This window comes from Paenibacillus sp. ISL-20 (assembly GCF_018613005.1).
Lineage (GTDB): Bacteria > Bacillota > Bacilli > Paenibacillales > Paenibacillaceae > Paenibacillus_AQ.
Map to the genome: position 1 here is coordinate 1 of NZ_JAGGRD010000026.1, position 22,501 is coordinate 22,501.

Below are 22,501 nucleotides of genomic sequence, written 5' to 3' on the forward strand. Positions count from 1 at the left end.
AAGACATTCATCTCCAAAACGAGGGGTGAATGTCTTCTTTTTACACTATTTGCACCGCCTCCGAAGAAAAACGCAAGTTCTTCAGTGGCCTCCTCTTAGGGGCGGTGTTTTTGCGTCCACGGGGATGAGAACCCCTGGTAGGGGGGCGTCGGAGCATACGCTTCGGGAGGACTGCTTCGCAGTCGGCCTGTAAAGGCCGAATCCCTTCTGGGACGTAAAAGAGGAAGCCGCCACTAGTTATAGTTGGCGGCTTTCTTGCGTATTCCAGAAGGATGATGAACCCAGATTGGGTTCGCCTACGCATACGCTTCGGAAGGGCACTTCGCAGTCGGCCTGTAGAGGCCGCATCCCTTCTGAGGTACAATGTGGCATATAACTCCCATAGCAGATTCCCAACATCGCGCACAGAACACAAACTCTATCGGACCGTAAGTTCGTTATTTCAGAAAAAACGGCCTAATTTAAAATTTAGCGGACACCACAGCTGTTATTTAGCAAATTCACAAGCAAATTACCCTCGTTTGTCATAAATAACGAACTTCAGGTCCGTTACTATACCTGTAAGAGCGTTTTTTCCTGAATTAACGGCTCCTGAGTCCGTTAAGGCAACGCAAAGCGACCGCACGACTCTCTACACCTGCTGCAAACAATCCTGTACTACCGCCAAGCACTCCCCCGCTCCGATTTCTTCACGAAAAAGGACAACACTCTCGCTCGCAGAGGTTGCCCAGTGTCGCGACGGTCAGAAGTGTTTTCCTTCCATCGGGGGGAAAGGTGTAAACCAATTCGGTCGGGTCGACGTGCTGTGCCAGAGCTGGGTAAGGCGCTCTGCATGCTCTTCACTGCGTCTGATTTCCTCCGGCACGGCATGGTAACCCCGTTTGGTTGCAAACCAGCGGCGAGATTCACTCTATCGGGATTCACTATATAGAAAATATTACGGGTCCTCGATCCGATCCAGCACCTGCTGTAGCGATTCTTCAGATGATGCTCCAGCCCGACCGATACCCTCTTCTGATAGGTGCGCCAAGGTAACGACAAGTTACTCGGAAAAACTTCATCGACTCCTCAGCTTAGACCCCTCCAGTTGGCTGCTCCCCCACTTTTTTATCAGATTAGTTAAGACATAGCGTCTATCGAAGTTCTTTCAAAGAAGATAGTGGCCGCTGCCGGCGCCGGGTTGGCGTCCCACTTCCCACGAAAAAACTCTGCGAGTAATCTCGTGGAGTTTTTTGCTGAGAATGTTATGCTTGCGATTATCGATCGGCTCAGCTGCGCTGATCCATGACCTTACTGCAGCTCCATGTGAATAAGCGGGAATGGTTTCCCGGAGCCGTCCAACTCGGAGCGGCCGATTTGCACGAAGCCGTATTTTTTATAAAAAGCATGGGCCTTGGGGTTTTGTTCATTCACATCGACTTGAAGCCTCCGCCCCTTCAGCTGTTCGGCATGCCGGATCAGTTTCGTTCCCGTACCTTGGCCGTGATGGAGGGGATCTACAAACAGCATTTCGATTTTGGAGCCATCCAGCCCCATAAATCCAATCGGTTCCTGTTCCGTATTCAAGCAGACCCAGATCTCCACGGCTCTCAGCGCTCCGTTTTGGATCATGCCGTAATAAAACCGGATGTCTTCCTCCGTCAGGAAATCGTGGGTTTGGGATACGGCACGATGCCACAGCTCCACCAACTGATCATGATATTCTTCTGCGTAAGGCGCTATATGAAACGTCATTTTTCATCCATTCCCTTCCAAATCGTTCGATCTCATCGAAACTCATGATATCGTTAAAATTACTCTATACTATTATAAAGGAATCCGGTACATTAATCAGAGACTTTATCTTTGTCAGAAAGGAGAGATCAGCATTGCCATTATGGCTTGTTTACGCATTGCTATCGGCGGTCACGGCGGCACTTGTCGCCATTTTCGGAAAAATAGGCCTTCAAAACATCGATGCCAATTCAGCAACGGCCCTTCGCTCTGTCATCATGGCACTTTTTCTGCTGGGGGTCGTGGGGGTTCAGGGCAAATTCTCAGAACTTGGTGACATTCTGGTTCAGAAGAAAGCATTAAGCTTCATTGTGCTCAGCGGCATTGCGGGGGCATTGTCCTGGCTGTTTTATTTTCTCGCGCTCAAATACGGCAAAGTATCGCAGGTCGGACCTATCGATAAATTAAGCGTTGTCATCGCGGTCATTCTAGCCTTTGTCTTTCTTGGAGAAAAGATATCCTGGATTAACGCAGCAGGCGTTGCACTCATTGCCGTTGGGGCTCTTCTTGTTGCCGTTAAATAATGTTCTACATAAAACCGCTGCTCAGCGGCTTTTTGTGTGCTCATTTATTGTCAAAACCTATCAATGTTATCGTATTAATATATTTCTAATTATAAGCTAACCATGTCACAATGAGGATAATTCATGGGTGAAGGAGTGTTGTTATGTCAGAGCAAGTATGGAAAGCTTACGATTATGATCGGCAGTTATCGTTTGTCTCGGCTTATGGAAAAGGAGTCGTAGAGCTTCTTGCGCCTCAACCCGGAGAACGGATTCTTGATCTCGGCTGCGGAACCGGTGATTTGGCTTATGAAATATCCGCTTCGGGTGCATTTGTAACCGGCATGGATGATTCGGCCGAGATGATGGAGCGCGCCAAAAGCAAATATCCTGAACTGACGTTTATGACCGGAGACGGAGAGAACTTCGAAACCGAAACGCCGTATGATGCCGTCTTCTCGAATGCCGCCCTGCACTGGATGAAGGATGCTGCTGGTGTGGTACGCTCCGTCTATGGCGCACTCAAGCCCGGTGGTCGATTCGTCGCGGAGTTTGGAGGCAAGGGGAATATCGTTGGAATTTACCAAGCCTTGAAAACGGTCTTCGCCGATCATTATGGAATTGATGCCGACACCCGAAATCCGTGGTATTTTCCAAGTCTTGGCCAGTATGCCACCTTGCTTGAATCCCAAGGGTTCCGGGTGCATATCGCCCATCACTTCGACCGGCCCACGAAGCTGCCTGAAGGCAAGGACGGCGTGAAATATTGGCTGCTGCATTTTGGCGATCGTTTCTTCGCTGGATTCTCGGCTGAAGAGAAGAACGAAGCCATTGCCCGCATCAGCCGAGCCGCCCAAGCGAAACTCTGGCATGAGGATGCGTTTTACGGAGATTATAGGCGCCTGCGTGTTTTTGCAGAAAAGGTTTAGAAATTTTAGGGTTGATTTTCTAAATAGAATAGTTAATAATATGAAAAAACTTGAACACGTGATTTTCGTTGATTGGGAGAGTAACTGCACTTGACTTTAGTCCAAGCGAGCCGGGAGGGTGGAAACCGGTACAAAGTCGGCCGTGAAGCGGACCCAGGAGATGGTCTTCCGAAGTGAAATACTGTAGGAAGCCCCGGCTTACACCGTTATCGTATAAAGGTGGTTAAACCCTTCGGTTTAACAACAAGAGTGGTACCGCGAGCACAAGTCCTCGTCTCTTTAGGAGATGAGGGCTTTTTTGATTTTTCTGACGTGTTTTTTTCAAAAAGGGGGATTTAATTTGTTAAGTCATTTGATTACTTCAAGCCTTCAACAAGCTGTAAACCAGGTGTGTGAAGCTTTGGGCTCCAAACTGCCGGATTCCACTCCAATCCGGATTGAGCAGCCTGCCAGCATGGAGCATGGGGATTATGCCACCAATATTGCGATGCAGCTTGCGAAGCTGCTTCGTAAGGCTCCGATGCACATTGCTGAGCTAATTCAAGCCGAGCTTGAGCAGGACACGTCGTACAAACAGCTGGTCTATTCCACGGAGATTGTTGCTCCAGGCTTTATGAATCTGCGTATCGATTGGGAATATTGGGCCGGGCATCACTTTGAACTGCCTCCGGCAACTAACGAGAAGATTGTCATTGAGCACACTTCCATTAATCCGAACAAATCCGCCCATATCGGCCATCTTAGAAACTCCTGTATCGGAGATACGCTGGTCAGGCTGATGAGGAAGCTTGGTTACGAGGTAGAGGTTCATAATTATATCGACGACCTTGGCAATCAGCTGGCAGATACGGTGGTCGGGATGCTCCACACGCCGCTATCGAAGGAACATGCCCGGTTCGGCGATTACTGCTGGGACGTGTACTCAAGTACCAATAAAGCCTATGAAAGGGAGCCTGGGCTGGTTCAGCATCGGACTGAGGTTCTGCACGCACTGGAAGAGGGCAACCAGAATTTATCCTGGATCGGACTGCTCGTTGCCGAGAGAATCGTCAAAGAGCATCTTGAAGAAATGAAGCAGTTCGGCATTGACTATGATCTGCTTGTGTGGGAGAGCAGCATTGTCAGAGAGGGATTTTGGTCGTCCGCTTTCGAGCTGTTGAAGAATACGCCGCTCTTCCATCAGGAAACCGAGGGTAAACTTGCAGGCTGCTGGGTGCTCAAGCAAACAGGAACGGAAGCCGTGGACGATCCGGAGTCAGACCACAGTATGGATAAAGTGCTCGTGCGCTCCAATGGCATTCTGACTTACACGGCTAAAGACATCGCCTACCACTTGTGGAAATACGGTGTGCTCTCCAATGATTTTGTATACAAAAAATTCACAGATGAGGTGTGGACGACGAGTACCCATGGCGAGCAGCTCTCTTTCGGCAAAGCAGACATGGTCATCAACGTCATTGATTACAGGCAGCAGTACCCGCAAGCGATGGTGAGGCAGGCACTAGAAAGCTTGGGATTCCATAAAGAGGCCAACAAGCTCCGTCATGTCAGCTACGGCGTTGTTTCGTTAAGCCCTTCTGCGGCTGCGGACCTCGGAATCGATACTTCTGACGGGAAAGCGTCCTATGCGATGTCCGGACGTCAGGGAATCGGAATTAAAATCACCGAGCTTATCCACCAAGTAGCCAAGGTCATCGAAGATACCCGTTCCGATAAAAACGGTTTGTCCAGTCATACGATCGCAGCCGCCTCCATCCGTTACTACCTGCTTCGCTTTGCACTGCAAACCGAGGTGGTGTTCGATCTGAAGCAGGCCACTGAAATATCAGGAAATACGGGGGTATACCTGCTCTACTCCTACGCGCGTGCACTCAGCGTGCTCAATAAAGCTCAAGAAGCCGGTGTTACGCCGTCTGTGCCTGCCAGGTTCCCTGCTATGGAAAAAGCGGAGCATGCTTTGCTTCGCCATATCAGCACCTGGCATGATACCCTATACGTCGCCGGACGGGATCTATCCCCAAGCGCCATCTGCAACTTTACTTATGAGCTGTGCTCCTTGTTCAACAATTTTTATTCGGCATGCCCTATTCTAAAATCGGCGGATGAAGTGCTCCCGTTCCGTGTATGGCTCACTGCCTTGTTCAAGAACACCCTTGGCGAAGCGCTGGAGGTGCTGGGACTGCCCACGCCAAGCCGGATGTAAATCTCCCTCTGAAAGAGATTAACGAATCATGCTGTATTAAAAAAAGCCACCGTACTATTCTTGTTGAATAAGTACGGTGGCTATCATATATATTATTGCAATCCTCTGACGGTCAGTCTGACCTGGATATCATCTGCAGCTGGCTCTTCCTGCAGGGTCCAATTGACAGCCAACGCTTCCTTCAAGCGTGCGACCTGCTCCTCCTGGAGCTTCAGCCCTTCAATAATGCCTTCGCCTACACTAAAATCGGATTCCGAGCTGATGCGGAAGGCTTCCTCCAGCCAAATCTTCAACCCGTTGCGGGTGTTAAATGTAATTTTGTATCCCTCGCTAACGGCCTTCTCCAAATCTTCCCCATGCTCTCCGGCATAAGAGAACAATTCCTCATAGTGAAAATGACCATTGTTCGCTACTTGAAATCTTTCTACCTCACCCGAGCGCACAGCCTCCAGCAGTTCGGAGGAAGTCAGCCCCGATTTTCTGGCATGCTCCAATAAAATGGCGGTATTCTGTGATATTTTAGTAAGCTGCATGCTCGATGCCTCCTCGATATGGTTCGTAAAATACTTTTTCTTCTATTATAAGACGAAACCGTTAGGATGTCAGATACTTCTCAAAACATAAACTATATTCACTCCCGATGTATTCACCAAGCGGTTCAACGGTTCAATCTGGGCATACCCCAGCTTCTTATAAAAAGGAACGAATTCCTTCTGCAGCTCTCGGGTACGGCCTTTGCAGGCCGACTGCGAAGTGGCCCTCCCGAAGCTTATGCGCAGGCGTACCCCTACCAGGGGTTCTCATCCTCATGGACGCAAAAACACCGCCCTTTAGAGGCGGTGCCTTTTTACGTCCCAGAAGGGATTCGAACCCCTGACCGACGGCTTAGAAGGCCGTTGCTCTATCCAGCTGAGCTACTGGGACATATATGTATGGAAATCTTTTAAACAGTAACGAAGTATATTATATCGCATCTTTTGTATTTTTCAAAGAACTTTTTTTCGGAATGGTTCAGAACCGAATCAGGAGCGGACTTACTGGGTAATATGTATATCATGAAAATGACTTCAGGAGCGTGATATCATGAGACAGCTTTTATCCTCTTTATCGTATTTCAGCATCTTCTTTGCCCCCTTCATCCTTCCTCTCCTCGTATGGATTTTCTCCCCGGACACCTATGTTGCCAAGCACGCCCGTCGTGCCCTGTTCTCGCACGTATTCCCCGTCATAGCAGCGATACCGCTGATTTATATGGCCGTTACCTCAGGGTCCTTCGGTTCCGTCATTGGATACCTTATCCTGTTCGGCATCCTCTACTTCGGGGCTTTTGTTTATAACGTGATCATGGGCATTCAAGTGCTGAGGGAGTATGCTTATTGAGCATCTTATCCTAAAAGGACCATGCGGTTAACCGCATGGTCCTTCTTGTGTTATTTTGTTGTAATCAGTACATTCACTTCATAGCCCAGCGCGGATGCCACAAAAACGCAGCGGTACCATTGTGGCGCCTTTCACCATCCATGGAGCCGAAATCCAGTGCTGCATTATTTCCGTTAACGACCGCTTGCTAGGAGCCCATCTTCAGCTTGATCTGGGTAGATCCTTTGCAGTCAGGAATACCCTACTCTCGAAGTGCTTCGGGATATTGCGCGAGCCATGAGGCCACTGTCGCCAAAATTGCATCCTGCGCATACAAAAAGAGATCTGCCGATGGTGCCAGACAGATCTCTTCATTCTTCAAGGCTCTAGAAATATCGAGGTCCTTCACTGAGCCTATGATTCAACTGCTCATATAGCTGGCCTGTAGAAAGCAGCTGCTGCTTGAATGCATCCCGGTCTTCCTCCGCGGTGGATTGAACGTCATTCTCGAACGCTTCGTCCGTGGCATCAACAAATGCATCATGCATGCTGTTGTCGAACCAATCCACATCCGTGCTGGCATTGCTGCGCACGATTTTCACCAGCTCATAGCCTCCCAGCGGGGAAGATGGCGTCAGATAAGCCAGCAATGTACTTTCTCCTTCCACTGCTGGATAGACCTCAACCTCAGCGCAAGGGGCGCCGTTTACTTCCGTAATGCGGCGGATTTTTGCATCTCTGATTGCATACATCATACATTCTCCTTCATCAAGATGTGCAGGGACTGCACAATCCTTATTATTGTCATATCAAATCGGAGAGCAATCGCAGCTCTTCCATTTGCTGGCGCGTGGCTGGTGTACCCAATTGATAAATGGTTCGATACACCTTGTCCAGGGAGGATTGAAACAGGGCATTGGTGCTTTGTTGCGGCGTATCCGCCCAAGGAAACATGTATCCTATCGCTTCTTCATCCTTCTCCTGCATCATGTCCAGCTCAATCCGAACTTGATCCGCCTCTTCCGGCGTTGCTTCGATCTCCCATTCATAAGCGCTCGCTCCCTGTTCAGTCAACACAGAGCGGCTCTGTACAGAAACATAGTAGGTCGACTTATTCATGGACGCATCTCTCCTTCTCTTTGAATGTTCGTCCTCTTTCTTAGTTTTCGTAAAAGGACAGACATTTTATGCCTTCCTTCGGCATATATCTGTATCACTTTGGCGACGTAGGATTAAAAAAATGGGACAGCGTATGACAAAGACAAAGAAAGGATGAACCGTCATGTGCGGAATAACCGGTTTTATACAATGGAGCGGCGATTTGACGCAGGATTCGCAGCTGCTGGTAAAAATGACAGAAAGTTTGGCTCACCGCGGACCTGACGGATCCGGCACTTGGATTTCCAACCCGTGCGCATTCGGTCACCGAAGACTCAGCGTGATCGACCCCGAAAATGGCGCTCAGCCGATGATCATTCATCAGGAAGAGGAAGTCTATGCCATTGTATATAACGGGGAATTATATAACGCTGCGGAGCTTAAAGACGAATTGGTACGACGTGGTCATCGTTTCAATACCAAATGCGACACGGAAGTTTTGTTAGTATCCTATATCGAATGGGGCCCCGATTGTTTGGAACGCCTCAATGGAATATTTGCATTCGCCATTTGGGACAGCGTACGGGAACAGGTATTTCTGGCACGGGACCGAGTTGGAGTAAAACCCCTGTTCTACAGTTACATTGACGGAACGCTCGTATTCGGATCGGAACCGAAAGCATTGCTTCAGCATCCGAAGGTGGAGCCTGTGGTCGGGGCAGAGGGGCTTGCGGAAGTATTTATTATCGGTCCGGCCCGAACCCCGGGACACGGTGTCTACAAGGATATCGCAGAGCTTTGTCCTGGTATGGCCATGATCTTTAACCGGGAAGGGTTGCGCAAATATACTTACTGGAAGCTGGAAAGCAAGCCCCATGAAGATGATGCGGATCAGACGGCAAGCTTCTTGCGCGATCTGCTGCGCGACACCGTTGAACGTCAGCTGGTATCCGATGTACCGATCTGCTCGCTGTTATCCGGCGGGCTCGATTCCAGCGCGCTTTCCTCGCTGGCCGTCGATTACTACAAGCGGACGGGCCAAGGACAAGTGCACACCTACTCCGTCGATTACGTGGACAATAACAAACATTTTAAATCCCATTCCTTCCAGCCGGGTGCGGATGCACCATGGATTAAACGGATGCACGAGGAGCTCAGCACGAACCACCATTGGATCGAATTCGACACGCCCGAACTGGTCGAAGCGCTGGATGTCTCTACGCAAAAGCGGGACCTCCCGGGAATGGCTGACGTTGACGCCTCCTTGCTCCTCTTCTGCCGTGAGATAAAAAATGGCGCAACCGTCGCCATATCCGGTGAAGCCGCTGATGAAATATTCGGCGGTTACCCTTGGTTTCACCGGGAAGAAATGCTGAATTCCGGTACGTTCCCATGGTCTGTCGCCCCAGATATGAGATCCGGGCTGCTGTCTGCCGAGATCCGGGATTGGATCAAGCCGCTGGAATACCTCGGAGACCGCTATGCCGATGCGGTAGCCGAAGTGCCGAAGCTGGCCGGGGAGACCGGGCAGCAGGCCAACATGCGGGTCATGTCCTATCTCAATATCACCCGTTTCATGCCAACGCTCCTCGATCGCAAGGACCGAATGAGCATGGGCGTTGGACTCGAGGTCCGCGTACCTTACACCGATCATCGACTGATCGACTATGTGTGGAACATTCCCTGGAGCATCAAAACGACGGGCGACCGTGAAAAAGGCATTCTGCGCAAAGCCCTTGAAGGTGTGCTTCCGGACGATGTCCTGTACCGCAAAAAAAGCCCCTATCCCAAAACTCACAATCCGAGCTATCTGGCAGCTGTCAAAGCGCAGGTGCTGTCCATTCTGGACGATCCTTCTTCGCCGCTGCTTCCGCTCATCGATACGGCACGAATCCGGGAACTGGCTTCTTCGCCGGATGCGTCCTCCAATCTCCCTTGGTTCGGTCAATTGATGTCCGGTCCGCAGCTGTTCGCCTACCTGGCCCAGGTGCATTTCTGGCTCAAAGAGTATAACGTATCCATACGTTAAGTCCTTATTGTTCTAAAAAATCAAAGAAACCATACCAGCAGTAGGCCGGTATGGTTTCTTTTTATGGCACTTATTCGATTATCGCGCCTGCAGGTCCGCTACAAGCTTGCGCAGTGCTTTTCCCCGATGGCTGATCTCCTGCTTCTCTTCCAGGGAAAGCTCGGCCATCGTCTTCTCATGGCTTGGCAGGTAGAACAGCGGGTCATATCCAAATCCGCCCTTTCCGGACGGATCCGACGTGATCCAGCCTTCAACGCTCCCCTCAGCCTCGAGCTTTTCTCCCGAGACCGGATCATACAGCACCAGCACACAGACAAATCGGGCCGGACTTAGCAAGGGCTGCTCCGTATCCTCACCGAGCCTTAATTGTTCCAGCTCCCCGAGCAGCTTCTCGTTATTGTCCTCGTCCGCGCCGTGTTCGCCGGCATACCTCGCGGAATAAACGCCGGGCGCGCCGTTCAGCGCATCCACGCATAATCCGGAATCATCAGCCAGGACAGGCAATCCCAGTGCGTCACCAACCGCCTTGGCTTTTTTAAATGCATTGGCTGCGAACGTTGCTCCATCCTCAACGACATCCGGCAGATCAGGGTAATCGTACATGCTCTTGACCTCCGTACCGAAAGCAGCAAAAGCATGCGTAAATTCCTTGACTTTCCCCTGATTGCGGGTAGCTACAATTAGCGTGTCTCCAAGTGTCAATGTCATGGGACTATACTCCAGTACCCGCATTCACGGAACCGATTTTAGCTGCGATGGGGCCAAGTGCCTCCTGCTGACGCTCGATGAGCTCGCGGATTCCCTGTTCCCCAAGCTCCAGGATCTGATCCAGCTCCTCACGAGAAAACGGGCTCTCTTCGCCAGTACCCTGAACCTCAACGAATTTGCCGCTTCCGGTCATGACCAGATTCATGTCGACCTTCGCTTTGGAATCCTCTTCATAGTTCAGATCCAGCAGCGCCTGTCCGCCAGCAATGCCCACGCTAATGGAGGCCAGGTAGTCCGTAATCGGAAATACCGCTAGTTTATGTTGTTCTGCAATTTTATTTACCGCTATGGCTAAAGCTACAAATGCTCCTGTAATGGAGGTGGTCCGCGTTCCGCCATCCGCCTGGATTACATCGCAGTCCAGCGTAATTGTCCGCTCGCCAAGAGCATGCAGATTCACAACAGACCTAAGCGCTCTGCCGATCAGCCGCTGAATTTCCATCGTCCGGCCACTGAGTTTACCGCGATTGGCTTCCCGTTGGTTGCGGGATTGTGTTGCGCGCGGCAGCATGGAGTATTCAGCCGTCACCCAGCCCTTTCCTTGTCCTTTCAGAAATGGGGGAACCTTCTCATCCACGGTTGCCGTAATCAGCACCTTGGTGTCTCCCATCTCGATGTACACGGAGCCTTCCGCATATTTATTCACATGGGTCGATAAATTCATCGGTCGAAGCTCATCGCTCTTACGTCCGTTAGATCTCATGTTTTCTGCCTCCTACTTCTTATCGCAATCCTGATTAGCATTCCCTATTCTACCAAAGTGCAGGCACAAAAGCACCTTTTCCGGCGCATATTTCAAAGATAGCGGTGAAGCGTCAAATCGAAATTTCGTTAATGAACTCCGGACGGCCGACAGGCTCGCTATAATTGCGGCTATCCGTTCCAACCACCTCAGAGAGATCATTCATCCGAATTTTCACCTTCGCATCATCCGAATTCTCGGCTACGGTTAGCACGACGGCCTGCAGCAATTCGGTTGGAACCCGCTCTCCCTGCTCAAACATGCTGTCCTGAAGCGATACGGTAACAGCGCCGTCCTCACCTTTTTCGACCGATGCAACGCTGGTATCGTCCGGGATGACCTCGACAAGCCCATCACCGTAATGCGGCCCCCGGATCAGTTCATTCAAGGCTGCCTTAACCGCATCCTGTCCGGTTGGAACAAGTCTTGTAACAGGTACATAATACTGAATGCCGTCAGGCGTCACGGAAGAGAAATAGACGGTAACCGGCGAAGAGGAAGTGTACAATGCGTCATCCGCCTTTTGAAGGTTGATACCCATCGCACGTGAAAGCGGACGGTCCAGCGGCGTGTGGTTGACTGGCATTTCCGTCAGTTTGACTCCGTCCACCCATACCTGCATCGACTCGATGCCTTTATGTCCCGTCAACGTCCACGTCAACGCCTCCAAGATTCTTCGTTCATCTGCCGCTTGATACTCTGTAAACGATTTATTGAATTCAACAACGGCCAATTTGCTCTCCGGATCAACCGTCACATTATGGATCTGCGTACCGGCAGGCAATACCGCCTGAAAGCCCTGTGGAACATAGCCAGCATAGCGGCCTCCGTTCACAAGCACTTCAAGAGAATCTTTCACGGCGTTTGCCCCTTCTACCTTCGGAATACCCAGGGTTACAGGTGCCAGCATTCCCCGCGCATCCGAAAGATAAACAGTTGTCTGCGTGCCAATGTCTCCTTGTGCCGCTGTGGATCCGGCCGTGTTCAGCATCTGCTTCTCCACTTGCGCAGGCGGCGGGTCAATTGCCTCCGATTGCTTCCCGGAAAACACGCCGCAGCCGGACAACACGATCGGAACAGCAAGCAGCCCGGCGGCGGAAAGCCTGCGAAGATTACGATTACTACGTTTCATGTATTGTTCCTCCCTAACATTTTTTTGTACAGGTTGTACTCCTATGTATACGAGCCCTTTCCAAAAAAATAACTCGCAGTTTTGCCCTTTCTGGACAAAGGGGGGTGGAAAAAGTACAATCGTCGTAAGCATCTTCATCAACAACGAAAATGAGGTGAGTTCCATCATGGCAGAAAACGATTCAAACATTCCATACAGTCTGAACAGCAAGAAGGTAGCGGAAGCGACACGGAGCCTGCTGCATAAGCGTGGAATCAAGTTGGAGGAAATCGCTGAACTGGTGATGATCCTTCAGAAAAAATACTACCCGAATTTGACTATGGAAGAATGCATGGAGAATGTGGATGCCGTACTTAGCAAACGCGAAGTCCAAAACGCGGTGTTAACCGGAATTCAATTAGATATTTTGGCGGAGGAAGGCAATCTCATATCCCCGCTTCAAGAAATGCTGGCCAATGACGAAGGGTTATACGGCGTGGATGAAATCCTGGCATTTTCCATCGTTAACGTATATGGAAGCATCGGCTTCACGAACTACGGGTATATTGACAAGCTCAAGCCCGGCATTCTCGAGCAATTGAATGATAAATCAAGCGGCCGTGTACATACCTTCCTCGACGATATCGTCGGCGCGGTTGCCGCGGCCGCCAGCAGCCGGATCGCCCATCGCAAGCAAGCGGAGCGGGAGATCGAGCTGTTCGGAACGACCGAAGAGCTTCCAAAAGAATAAACCACTCTCCAAAAAAGGAGATTCGCACAATGCGAATCTCCTTTTTCCCTGCCTATCAGAAGGAAGGAACTCACCGAACCTACCCTATTCCAATCCGAACTGGGTGATTTCAAAGTATGATAGACGATTGCAGTAGAAAGCATTTTAGCATTTCGGGCCGGAACGATGAGTTTCTTCTATAATAAGCAGGCTCCGCTAACCAATAAGAAGGCTCCTCTCACCTATGAAAAAACGGGCTGTCCATTCACGTAAATCGGTAAATCTATCTAGTCATTTTTGCAAGCATCCATCATATGCTATGATGAAGAACATTCCAATAGAGCACCTATAGAAACCCCGCCAAACCTATGGCGGGGTTCTTTTTTTTGAGTTTGCGATAGAGGTAGATTATCTATTCACACCGACCTTAACAGGAGAAACATTCCAGATGTCGGATGCATAACGGTGAATCGTGTTATCACTGGAGAAATGTCCAGAGTGTGCGATATTTACAATTGACTTCTCGGTCCAGGATCCACTATTCAAATAAGCATCATCGATATCCGACTGGATTGCCACATAACTGGCAAAGTCCGCTAATACAAAAAACTCATCGTTATGATCCAGCAGGGACTGAAGAATCTGACCAAACTCCAACTCGTGACAGCAGAACGGTCCTGAGGATACCAACTGATTCAGCACGCGGGCGATTCTCGGATCCTGCTCATACTGTTCCCTGGATACATAAGCTCCCGTCCTGTAATACTCGAGGACTTCCTCCAGCTTCAAACCGAACAGGAACATATTCTCATTGCCCAGCAGCTCGAACATCTCCACGTTAGCCCCATCCAGCGTGCCAATGGTCAACGCACCGTTCATCATGAACTTCATGTTTCCTGTGCCGGATGCCTCCTTGCCAGCCGTGGAAATCTGCTCGCTCACATCGGCTGCGGGAATAATCTTCTCCGCCAGAGACACCGAGTAATTTTCGAGGAACAGCACCTGGAGTTTGTCATTGACCTGCGGATCCTTATTCACGACTTCGGCAACGACATTAATGAGTTTGATGATGCTTTTGGCCAGATAGTAACCCGGCGCTGCCTTCGCCCCAAAAATGACGGTACGGGGAACGCGATCCGCGCTTGGCTGATCCTTAATCTCGTTATACACGTGCATCACTCGTAAAATATTCAGCAATTGCCGCTTATAACCGTGCAGCCGCTTCACATGGACATCGAATATGGAATCGGGATTGATCACGATCCCTTGCTTATTCGCGATGTATTCGGCAAGCCGTTCTTTATTGCTCCGTTTAATCCGCTGAATCCCCTGCTGAAAGGCGGTCTCGGACTTGAGTGATTTGAGCTGGATCAATTGATGAGGATCCGTGATCCAAGAGGTGCCGATACCATCGCAGATCAATTGACTCAGGCCGGGGTTGCTGTGCATCAGCCAGCGCCGGTGGGTAATCCCGTTGGTTTTATTACTGAATCGCTCCGGATACAGCTCATAATGCGGCTTCATGACCTGTGTCTTCAGCAGTTCCGTGTGCAGCGCAGCTACGCCATTCACATGATAGCTACCCACAATGGCCAGATTGGCCATGCGGATCTGGTCGCCTTCGATGATGGCGAGCTGCGATATGCGCTCATGGTCCCCTGGATAGCGTTCCAGCAGCATGCCGCAGAAGCGTTTATTGATCTCTTCAATTATCATGTAAATGCGCGGCAGCAGCTCACGAACCATGCCGGCAGGCCATTTTTCCAACGCTTCGCTAAGCAAGGTGTGGTTCGTGTAGGATACGGTCCGACTCGCGATGTCCCAGGCCTCATCCCAACCGAAGCCCTTGTCATCAATCAGAATCCGCATGAGCTCCGGAATCACCAGTGTCGGGTGGGTATCGTTGATATGAATGGCAACATGTTCAGGAAGTTCATGATAAGTCCGTCCCAACTTGTCGAACGTTCTAAGAATGCTTTGAACGCCTGCGGAACAGAGGAAGTATTGCTGCTTCAGCCGAAGGAGCTTGCCTTCGTATGCCGAATCATCCGGGTACAAAAATTCCGATATCGATTCGACGGAACGGTTATATTCCAAAAATTTATAATAGCTGTTGTGATGATGGGCCGAACGGATTCTGGATATATCCGAAGCGGACTCGGCGCTCCACAGCCGCAGCGTGTTCACCTGCCCCTCGCCATAACCGATCACCGGAACGTCGTACGGTACAGCCTGAACACGCTCATAATCCACCGTGTGAAATACGGTTCGCCCCTCCTGCACATCCACTTCCACGCGGCCCCAGAATTGGACTTCCACCGCCTTGTCAGCCCGCCGCTCTTCCCAGACGTTACCCCGCTGGAGCCAGTTGTCCGGCAGCTCGACTTGATGGCCGTCAATAATCTTCTGTTCAAACAATCCGTACTTATACCGGATGCCGCATCCATGACCTGCATAGCTAAGCGATGCCAATGAATCGAGAAAACATGCCGCAAGACGTCCAAGCCCCCCGTTGCCGAGCCCCGCGTCCGGTTCCTGCTCCTCAATTTCTTCCAAATTCCATCCCAGGTCCACAAGGCCGCTGCGGACCGTATCCAGCACATCCAGGTTCAGTAGATTGTTTCCCAGCAGCCGCCCGATCAAAAATTCAAGCGAGAAATAATACACCTGCTTCTGCCCGGTATCCCGGTATATCCGATTGGCAGCCGCCCATTCCCGTCCGACAGACTCCCGGATCATGCCGCCGAGTATTTTGTATACATCCTCAGCCGTCGCTTCCTCTAGCCCTTTCCCCAACCGACTCACCAACTGCTCCGTAAAGACCTGCTTGAATGTTTCCTTGTTGTTAAACAAAAGAAAGTTCCTCCTGACGGATACCTTTTATTTTGTGATCAAATCGAGATGTCCTTGGCAATAACAAAAGGCTTGCGAAAATCCCCTTGAAGTTTATGATCCCGCGAGATGATCACATCTTTATCGAGTATGACGTTCTCGAGCCTCACATTTTCGCCAATGACGCATTTTTGCATGATGATGGAGTTATGGATGCTTGCGCCTCGTTTTACCTGTACTCCTCGAAACAGAATACTGTTCTTTACTTCCCCGTCAATCTGGCAGCCGTTGGCGACCAGCGCGTTGCTTACATCGGCTGAATTTAAGTATTTGGCAGGAACCTCGTACTTGATTTTGGTGTGGACCGTCTGCTTACGGAACAAGCTGTTGTACACCTTCGGATTCAGAAGGTTCAAGCTGGTACGATAATAGCTTTCAAGCGAGTTGATCACCGCATGATACCCAAGGTATTCATATCCCGCAATGTTCAGCTTGTGCCGGTTACGCATGATCGCGTCCCGGAAGAAATGGTTGCCCCCATGGGCGATGCAATGATCGGCCATCTCGAGAAACCGCGCTTTCTCCATCACGAACATCTCCATGTATACCGCATCATGCTTGTGTTCATAATGAATATCCGTGACCATACCGTCCTCATCGATATCCAGGCGGGTGCAGGAACGGTGCTCTTCCCGTGGTTCATTCACTCTTGTATAAACAAGCGTCACGTCGGCCCCCTGTTCCAGATGGTACTCGTACACTTCATTCAAATCGACCGTGCTGATATGCTGACTGCCGGAATGAACGATATATTTCGCAACCCCCCGCTCAAAAAAACCCGGATTGTTATAAATATGTCGCAGTTCCCCGGCAGACACATCCGTTTCATCATTCCAATCCGGCGGAAGTATGAACAGGCCGCCCCGCTTACGATGCATATCCCACGGCCGACCTTCACCCAGATGATCCATCAGGGACCGATATTTCCGGCGAACAAACAGCGCGATATCCTGAATGCCCGCATGCATCATATTGGACATCACAAAATCGATCAGGCGGTATCTTCCCGCAAATGGCACAGCGGCCCCGCACCGGTAATACGTCAATTCACTCAGCACATCCCGTTCATGCTCCAAATTAATAATACCCATGAGTTCTCTCATCTGCGAATCCCGTCCTAACCTTGATTATTGTGGGACGAAGACGATTGAAGCAGCTTCAGGACGTCTTCATCATGATCGCTTACAAGCACAATTTGGGATGGATCCTCCGGTGGTGGACCGATGATGGTATGATCTTGAATGACCATATCCTCGGTCACGATCGCCCGGTGTATACGAACATGGCTGCCGATGCGCACCTTGGGCATGATGACAGAATCGGTAATGACACTGCCTTCCCCTACCTCCACGCCATAAAAGAGTACCGAATGCTCTACCTCGCCGCACACGGTGCAGCCCTCGTTAATCATGCTGTTCCTGACGACGCCGGTCGGAGAAATATACTCTGCCGGCTGATTGGGGTTCCGGGTGTAGATGCGCCACAGGGGATCGTTTAAATCCAGCTTGGGCTGCTCGCAGAGCAGATCCATGTTAGCTTCCCATAGGCTCTCGATGGTGCCGACGTCCTTCCAGTACCCATCAAATGGATAAGCGTACAGCGTTTTGCCGTCCGCCAACATGCTTGGCAGTATGTCTTTGCCAAAGTCATGGCTCGTATCCGGAAGCTCTGCATTCCGCAGTAAATAGGAGCGCAACAGCTTCCACCGAAACAGATAAACGCCCATGGATGCCGTTGTACTCTTCGGGTGTACAGGCTTCTCCTCGAACTCGAAAATCCGATGGTTCTCATCCGTATTCACCATGCCGAACCGCTTCGCTTCATCTAGGCTCACCTCGATGACGGAGATGGTGCAATCGGCATCCTTCTCCTTGTGATAAGTCAGCATGCGGTCGTAATCCATTTTATAGATGTGATCTCCTGACAAAATCAAAACGTGCTCGGGATCGTACTGATCAATAAACTTGAGATTCCGATAAATCGCATCCGCTGTCCCGCGATACCAGGTCGTCCCGTCCTCGCGTTCATGGGGCGGGAGCACGAATACACCCCCATTCAACCGGTCCATATCCCAATCGCTTCCTACGCCAATGTAAGAATGCAGAACCAGTGGTTCATACTGGGTTAACACCCCGACCGTGTCGATTCCCGAGTGGGAGCAGTTGCTCAGCGGAAAATCAATGATCCGGTATGTACCCCCAAAATAAACAGCCGGCTTGGCCAGTGTCTTCGTCAGACCTTTCAGCCGTTTGCCTTGACCTCCTGCGAGCAGCATGGCGACCACATCTTTTTTCTTCATGACAGATTCTCCTTTAAGGGACTTTATAAGATACGAATCCTATAACATGAAAATTGCGGATTAAACCAAGGGAACGCTTCAATACGAATATGGTGGAGTGGATCATGGTGATGAGTGATTAAGAAAAAAACGCTTGAAGGAATGCCTTGCTTAAACAGCAAGGTATATCAACTATATGCGGGGTGGAGAGAAACTCTGACTCTAATCAGGGGAACGCCCCCGTCTCAGGTATGAAGGCGCCTTCTCTTCTCTAGAAAAAGTGCCGTGGTGCCGCTTACCAAGCATCCTGATTGCGGCGGTTATGCAGGTAACGATCTGGTCAGTATCAGACAACGGATGCTCCACATTGTAACCCTCTGAATCTATTAAACAAAAAACCGCCCTTTCTACGCATGATGGAAGTCAACGTACAGCAGACGGTTTTATTCATGTCTTGATTATATCAGGAATGCGGCTGTTTCCGTACAGAAAAATAGCACATTCGCTCCTCGTTTTCGATCATCTCGGCTTCCCCGCGGCGGGTCAGCTCGGCGAGGTGGGCCAGCGCTTCGCACATGGCGAAGCGCAGCTGGTGGATGCCGAGCTTCTCGCCGAAGAGGGCAGTGCAGACCTCGAAGGCGGTAAGCCGTCCGGCAGCACTCAGCATGCCGGCGATGGTGGCCAGGCGCTCCTCGTGATGGAGGAGGAGCGCATCGATCCGTTCACGGAAATGCGTGAACGGGTGGCGGTGTCCGGGGTACGCCGTCCGGACATGCAGTTCGCGCAGGCGGCGCAGCCCTGCAAGGAAAAGCGCCAGCGGCTCGGCGTCGCTGCCTGGCAGCAGGCTCACGTTGGGCGAAATTTGCGGCAGCACGGCATCGCCGCATAACAGAACGCCGCTCTCCGCATGGAAGAACGACAGATGTCCCGGAGCATGGCCGGCCGTTTGCACCGGTACCCATATCCGGTTGCCCATCCGAAACGGCAGGTCCTCACCGATAAACGATATGTCCGGCTGCGGCGTGACTTGGGGGAAGAAGCCGTTCAGATGCTCCGGCAGCAGGGCAAGCTTGGTTTCCGGCATGCCATGCTGCCGGAAGAACGCCGGGAGCTCGTGATCCATCGTGGAATCTGTTCCCCACATGAGCATCGCTTCCCGATGCGCCCGCTCTGACATCCACACCTTGGCGCCTGATCGCTCCTGAAACCACCCGGCAAGCCCATAGTGGTCCGGATGATGATGGGTCAGCACGATTGAGGCGATGTCGCTGAAACCGAACCCGAGCTGCTCCATCGCCGCCAGCCATTCCCGCTCCGAGGCAGCCGTGCGCGGCCCCGGATCGATGACGGTCATACCGTCATCTCCGCGCAGCACATAGCTGTTCACCCATCTTAAGGGGTTGGACAATGTAATCTTCACCTGACTGAGCTGATGTTCTTCTATATAATGAATGTCCGGGCTTGATCCCTTCTCTTCCAGATTCATCGTAGATGCAACCTCCATCCGCATTATGACTTCAAATCCGACTCCTTCATCATAAGCCTGTATTCGGAATATGTATACAAGGCTGCGCTGCATGTTGGTTAGAGGATTGAAGTGAGCAAGTTACTATGTTTCACTAGAGGACGCTGCGCATACGTATCGTTCCTCCAATCGCTGTTGCCCTCGGATTTTCCTTACTGTATTTATCCATTGTAAAAATCCGAGGGCAAAGGCGAACGCTGCCGCTTTTCCGGAATCGATTCGTCCGCTCCGCTGCTTCGTGCGTTTATAATAAAGCGTAGATCGGCTGCATCATTATCGTAATCATGTAAGCCTATGCAACGTTTCCCTTCTAATCAAAACAATAAGGCAACCTCAAAAAACAGTTTGGGTTGCCTTCCCTCCTACTGACTTGCACGTTGTCCACTACATTTTAAAGTTATTCTAATATCCGGTATAGGTTCTATCCGTTGAGCGTAAAGTTCTTTCCCTTTCATTTCCAACTTAATGAATCTCGACTCATATTGAAAGGCTCCGTAGTATTCACTTCAGTTGGCGGGCTACCTCCTCGCGTGAGCGCTGGATGGCTTCCTCGACAGGCAGGTTGATCTTGATTTCGTCCTCGCCCATCCATTCGACCTCTCCGTTAGCCGCTCCGCGGCCTACGATCAGACGTAGCGGAGCGCCGGCAAGGTCGGCATCCTTGAACTTGACGCCTGCCCGTTCGTCCCGGTCATCCAATAGTGGCTCCATACCCGCCTTGTTTAACTCGCTGTAGATATGTTCAGCCAGTTTCATCTGGGCCTCATCCTTAACCGCAACCGGGATAATGTGCACCTTGAACGGAGCAATGGACATCGGCCAGACCAATCGACCGTCCGAGATGCGCTGCTCGGCGATGGCGGCCATGACGCGGGAGACGCCAATACCGTAGCAGCCCATGATCAGCGGTTTCTCCCGCCCGTCGGAATCCAGATACATACCGTTCATGGCGTCACTGTATTTCGTACCCAGCTTGAACACATGTCCAAGCTCAATCCCGCGATGAAATTCGAGCGGCGCTCCGCAGCGCGGGCAAGGTTCTCCTTCGATTACATTCCGAAAGTCGCCGGTATACTCCAGCGAAAAATCACGTCCTGGGCGGACCCCCTTTAAATGGAGATCCCCTTGGTTGCCACCGGTAATCCCCTCTGCCATCGCTGCTACTTCGTAATCGACCAATACTTTTAGGGAAAGGCCTACCGGTCCCGCAAACCCGACTGGGGCTCCCGTCGCCTGCATCACCTCTTCGGCACTCGCTAATTCCGCGAGTTCTGCTTCTAGGTAAGACTTCACTTTTGCCTCGTTCGCTTCACGGTCTCCCCGGACAAGGACCGCGACTCGTTCTCCGTCCACTTGGTAAATCAGTGTCTTGATCAATTGCTCCGAGCCGACTTGGAGGAAGTTAATCAATTCCTGAATACTCTTCACATTTGGCGTCAATATCTGCTCTATGGCAGAATGACCGTCAGCGGCCGCGGACTTCCTATCAGCCTGCTCAGCCGGAGCCTTAGACTCCGCACGCTCCAGATTTGCTGCATAACTGCAATCGCTGCACGAAACAACGGTATCCTCGCCTATATCCGCCAGCGCCATAAACTCATGGGTTTCCCCTTGCCCACCAATGGCACCTGCATCAGCTTCCACCGCCCGGAACGTCAGACCGCAGCGCCTAAAGATTCGTTCATACGTTTCATACATGTTCCGGTAGGACACATCCAGGCCCTCCCAGTCCCGGTCGAAAGAATACGCATCCTTCATCAGGAATTCACGGCCCCGCAGCAGGCCGAAACGCGGACGCCGCTCATCCCGGTATTTGCTCTGAATTTGGTACAGGTTCACCGGCAACTTCCGGTAGGAAGAAATCTCTTGGCGAACGATAGACGTAATCACTTCTTCATGGGTTGGCCCAAGCACGAACTCCCGGTCATGGCGGTCATGCAGCCTGATGAGTTCCGATCCGTAAATATCGTACCTGCCCGATTCCTTCCACAGCTCGGCGGGCTGGACAGCGGGCATGAGCATCTCCTGCCCGCCAGAGGCATCCATTTCCTTCCGAATAATCGCTTCGATCTTCCGCAAGACCCGCCAGCCCAGCGGCAGATACGAATAGATTCCTGCCGCCGTTTGACGGATATAGCCGCCACGGAGCATCCATTGATGGCTTAGTGCCTCCGCCTCGGAAGGCACATCACGCATCGTTGTCATCAATAATTGGCTTTGCCGCATCTTCCTCATACTCCTCCTTATATCCATGAATGAACCTGCCTGAGCGCAAAAAAGAGCCATTCGCTCCTAGGGACGAATGTGCTCGTGGTACCACCCTGATTCCATCTTGTGAGGCGCAAAAGGCACTCCATGCAAGATGCTTCATCAGGCGGTAACGGGCCGAACCGGCTCCGCTTGTTCACAGCGGGCAACTACAAGGTAGGAAGGACGCAGCCAAGCGAGTGGAAGCCTTTCAGCCGGGGGCTTCTTTTCTGTCTCGCCGAATCTTGCATCCTCATGTCCTTGATGATCGTTATTCACGGGAAATTCATTTTCCAATACATTACAGCCGGACG

General features: G+C 51.1%; 19 protein-coding genes, 1 tRNA gene and 1 other annotated feature. Of the genes, 6 read left to right on the forward strand and 14 right to left on the reverse strand.

The features are described from left to right. Positions 1 to 1,290 precede the first annotated feature (1,290 nt). On the reverse strand, positions 1,291 to 1,734 hold the full coding sequence (locus J7E85_RS16400; protein ID WP_215159520.1) for an acetyltransferase: 444 nt from the start codon (positions 1,732 to 1,734) through the stop codon (positions 1,291 to 1,293). A 134-nt stretch (positions 1,735 to 1,868) separates the two neighbouring features. Between J7E85_RS16400 and J7E85_RS16405 the strand changes: the two genes are divergently transcribed. The 3 genes from J7E85_RS16405 (at position 1,869) to J7E85_RS16415 (ending at position 5,408) form a co-directional block, all read left to right on the forward strand. Next, positions 1,869 to 2,297, forward strand: coding sequence for an EamA family transporter (locus tag J7E85_RS16405; protein ID WP_215159521.1), 429 nt, complete (start codon positions 1,869 to 1,871; stop codon positions 2,295 to 2,297). 143 nt (positions 2,298 to 2,440) lie between these two features. Further along, complete coding sequence (locus tag J7E85_RS16410) at positions 2,441 to 3,205, forward strand: class I SAM-dependent methyltransferase (protein WP_215159523.1); 765 nt, start codon at positions 2,441 to 2,443, stop codon at positions 3,203 to 3,205. A gap of 59 nt (positions 3,206 to 3,264) precedes the next feature. Next, positions 3,265 to 3,487, forward strand: a binding site (T-box leader). A gap of 58 nt (positions 3,488 to 3,545) precedes the next feature. Then, the gene (locus J7E85_RS16415) at positions 3,546 to 5,408 is read left to right on the forward strand and encodes an arginine--tRNA ligase (protein ID WP_215159525.1); all 1,863 of its coding nucleotides are present in this window, start codon (positions 3,546 to 3,548) and stop codon (positions 5,406 to 5,408) included. A 92-nt stretch (positions 5,409 to 5,500) separates the two neighbouring features. Here J7E85_RS16415 and J7E85_RS16420 read toward each other — a convergent pair whose 3' ends face one another. Further along, entirely contained in the window at positions 5,501 to 5,941 is a 441-nt protein-coding gene (locus J7E85_RS16420) for a hypothetical protein (RefSeq protein WP_215159527.1), read from the reverse strand. 317 nt (positions 5,942 to 6,258) lie between these two features. Further along, a tRNA-Arg gene (locus J7E85_RS16425) sits at positions 6,259 to 6,332 on the reverse strand. Positions 6,333 to 6,491: 159 nt separating this feature from the next. Between J7E85_RS16425 and J7E85_RS16430 the strand changes: the two genes are divergently transcribed. Continuing rightward, positions 6,492 to 6,788 (forward strand): magnetosome magnetite crystal formation protein family, encoded by a 297-nt coding sequence (locus J7E85_RS16430; RefSeq protein WP_215159529.1) that lies wholly within the window; start codon positions 6,492 to 6,494, stop codon positions 6,786 to 6,788. Positions 6,789 to 7,153: 365 nt separating this feature from the next. On the opposite strand, the gene J7E85_RS16435 is transcribed toward J7E85_RS16430, so the two are convergent. Then, positions 7,154 to 7,519 (reverse strand): hypothetical protein, encoded by a 366-nt coding sequence (locus J7E85_RS16435; protein WP_215159531.1) that lies wholly within the window; start codon positions 7,517 to 7,519, stop codon positions 7,154 to 7,156. Positions 7,520 to 7,571: 52 nt separating this feature from the next. Continuing rightward, complete coding sequence (locus J7E85_RS16440) at positions 7,572 to 7,886, reverse strand: hypothetical protein (protein WP_215159533.1); 315 nt, start codon at positions 7,884 to 7,886, stop codon at positions 7,572 to 7,574. Between the two features lie 163 nt (positions 7,887 to 8,049). Here J7E85_RS16440 and asnB point away from each other — a divergent pair, with 163 nt between their 5' ends. Next, positions 8,050 to 9,894: an asparagine synthase (glutamine-hydrolyzing) gene (gene asnB, locus J7E85_RS16445; RefSeq protein ID WP_215159535.1), complete on the forward strand. Its 1,845-nt coding sequence runs from the start codon at positions 8,050 to 8,052 to the stop codon at positions 9,892 to 9,894. Positions 9,895 to 9,972: 78 nt separating this feature from the next. Here asnB and J7E85_RS16450 read toward each other — a convergent pair whose 3' ends face one another. From J7E85_RS16450 to J7E85_RS16460, 3 genes are all read right to left on the reverse strand, one after another. Continuing rightward, the gene (locus J7E85_RS16450) at positions 9,973 to 10,602 is read right to left on the reverse strand and encodes an XTP/dITP diphosphatase (protein WP_076323096.1); all 630 of its coding nucleotides are present in this window, start codon (positions 10,600 to 10,602) and stop codon (positions 9,973 to 9,975) included. Between the two features lie 4 nt (positions 10,603 to 10,606). After that, a complete protein-coding gene (gene rph / locus J7E85_RS16455) occupies positions 10,607 to 11,365 on the reverse strand; it encodes a ribonuclease PH (protein WP_076323095.1) in 759 nt (252 codons plus the stop codon). A 112-nt stretch (positions 11,366 to 11,477) separates the two neighbouring features. Continuing rightward, positions 11,478 to 12,536 (reverse strand): GerMN domain-containing protein, encoded by a 1,059-nt coding sequence (locus J7E85_RS16460; RefSeq protein WP_215159537.1) that lies wholly within the window; start codon positions 12,534 to 12,536, stop codon positions 11,478 to 11,480. 166 nt (positions 12,537 to 12,702) lie between these two features. Here J7E85_RS16460 and J7E85_RS16465 point away from each other — a divergent pair, with 166 nt between their 5' ends. After that, complete coding sequence (locus tag J7E85_RS16465) at positions 12,703 to 13,266, forward strand: phosphatidylglycerophosphatase A family protein (protein ID WP_076323093.1); 564 nt, start codon at positions 12,703 to 12,705, stop codon at positions 13,264 to 13,266. Between the two features lie 387 nt (positions 13,267 to 13,653). On the opposite strand, the gene J7E85_RS16470 is transcribed toward J7E85_RS16465, so the two are convergent. From J7E85_RS16470 to J7E85_RS16495, 6 genes are all read right to left on the reverse strand, one after another. Continuing rightward, a complete protein-coding gene (locus tag J7E85_RS16470; protein WP_215159539.1) occupies positions 13,654 to 16,098 on the reverse strand; it encodes a glycogen/starch/alpha-glucan phosphorylase in 2,445 nt (814 codons plus the stop codon). A 38-nt stretch (positions 16,099 to 16,136) separates the two neighbouring features. After that, positions 16,137 to 17,240, reverse strand: a complete 1,104-nt coding sequence (gene glgD, locus J7E85_RS16475; protein WP_215159541.1) for a glucose-1-phosphate adenylyltransferase subunit GlgD — start codon at positions 17,238 to 17,240, stop codon at positions 16,137 to 16,139. A 14-nt stretch (positions 17,241 to 17,254) separates the two neighbouring features. Further along, positions 17,255 to 18,436: a glucose-1-phosphate adenylyltransferase gene (locus J7E85_RS16480; protein ID WP_215159543.1), complete on the reverse strand. Its 1,182-nt coding sequence runs from the start codon at positions 18,434 to 18,436 to the stop codon at positions 17,255 to 17,257. Between the two features lie 442 nt (positions 18,437 to 18,878). Beyond that, on the reverse strand, positions 18,879 to 19,901 hold the full coding sequence (locus J7E85_RS16485) for an MBL fold metallo-hydrolase (protein ID WP_215159811.1): 1,023 nt from the start codon (positions 19,899 to 19,901) through the stop codon (positions 18,879 to 18,881). A gap of 540 nt (positions 19,902 to 20,441) precedes the next feature. After that, positions 20,442 to 22,166: a proline--tRNA ligase gene (locus J7E85_RS16490; RefSeq protein WP_215159545.1), complete on the reverse strand. Its 1,725-nt coding sequence runs from the start codon at positions 22,164 to 22,166 to the stop codon at positions 20,442 to 20,444. Positions 22,167 to 22,310: 144 nt separating this feature from the next. After that, entirely contained in the window at positions 22,311 to 22,466 is a 156-nt protein-coding gene (locus tag J7E85_RS16495; RefSeq protein ID WP_215159547.1) for a hypothetical protein, read from the reverse strand. Positions 22,467 to 22,501 lie beyond the last annotated feature (35 nt).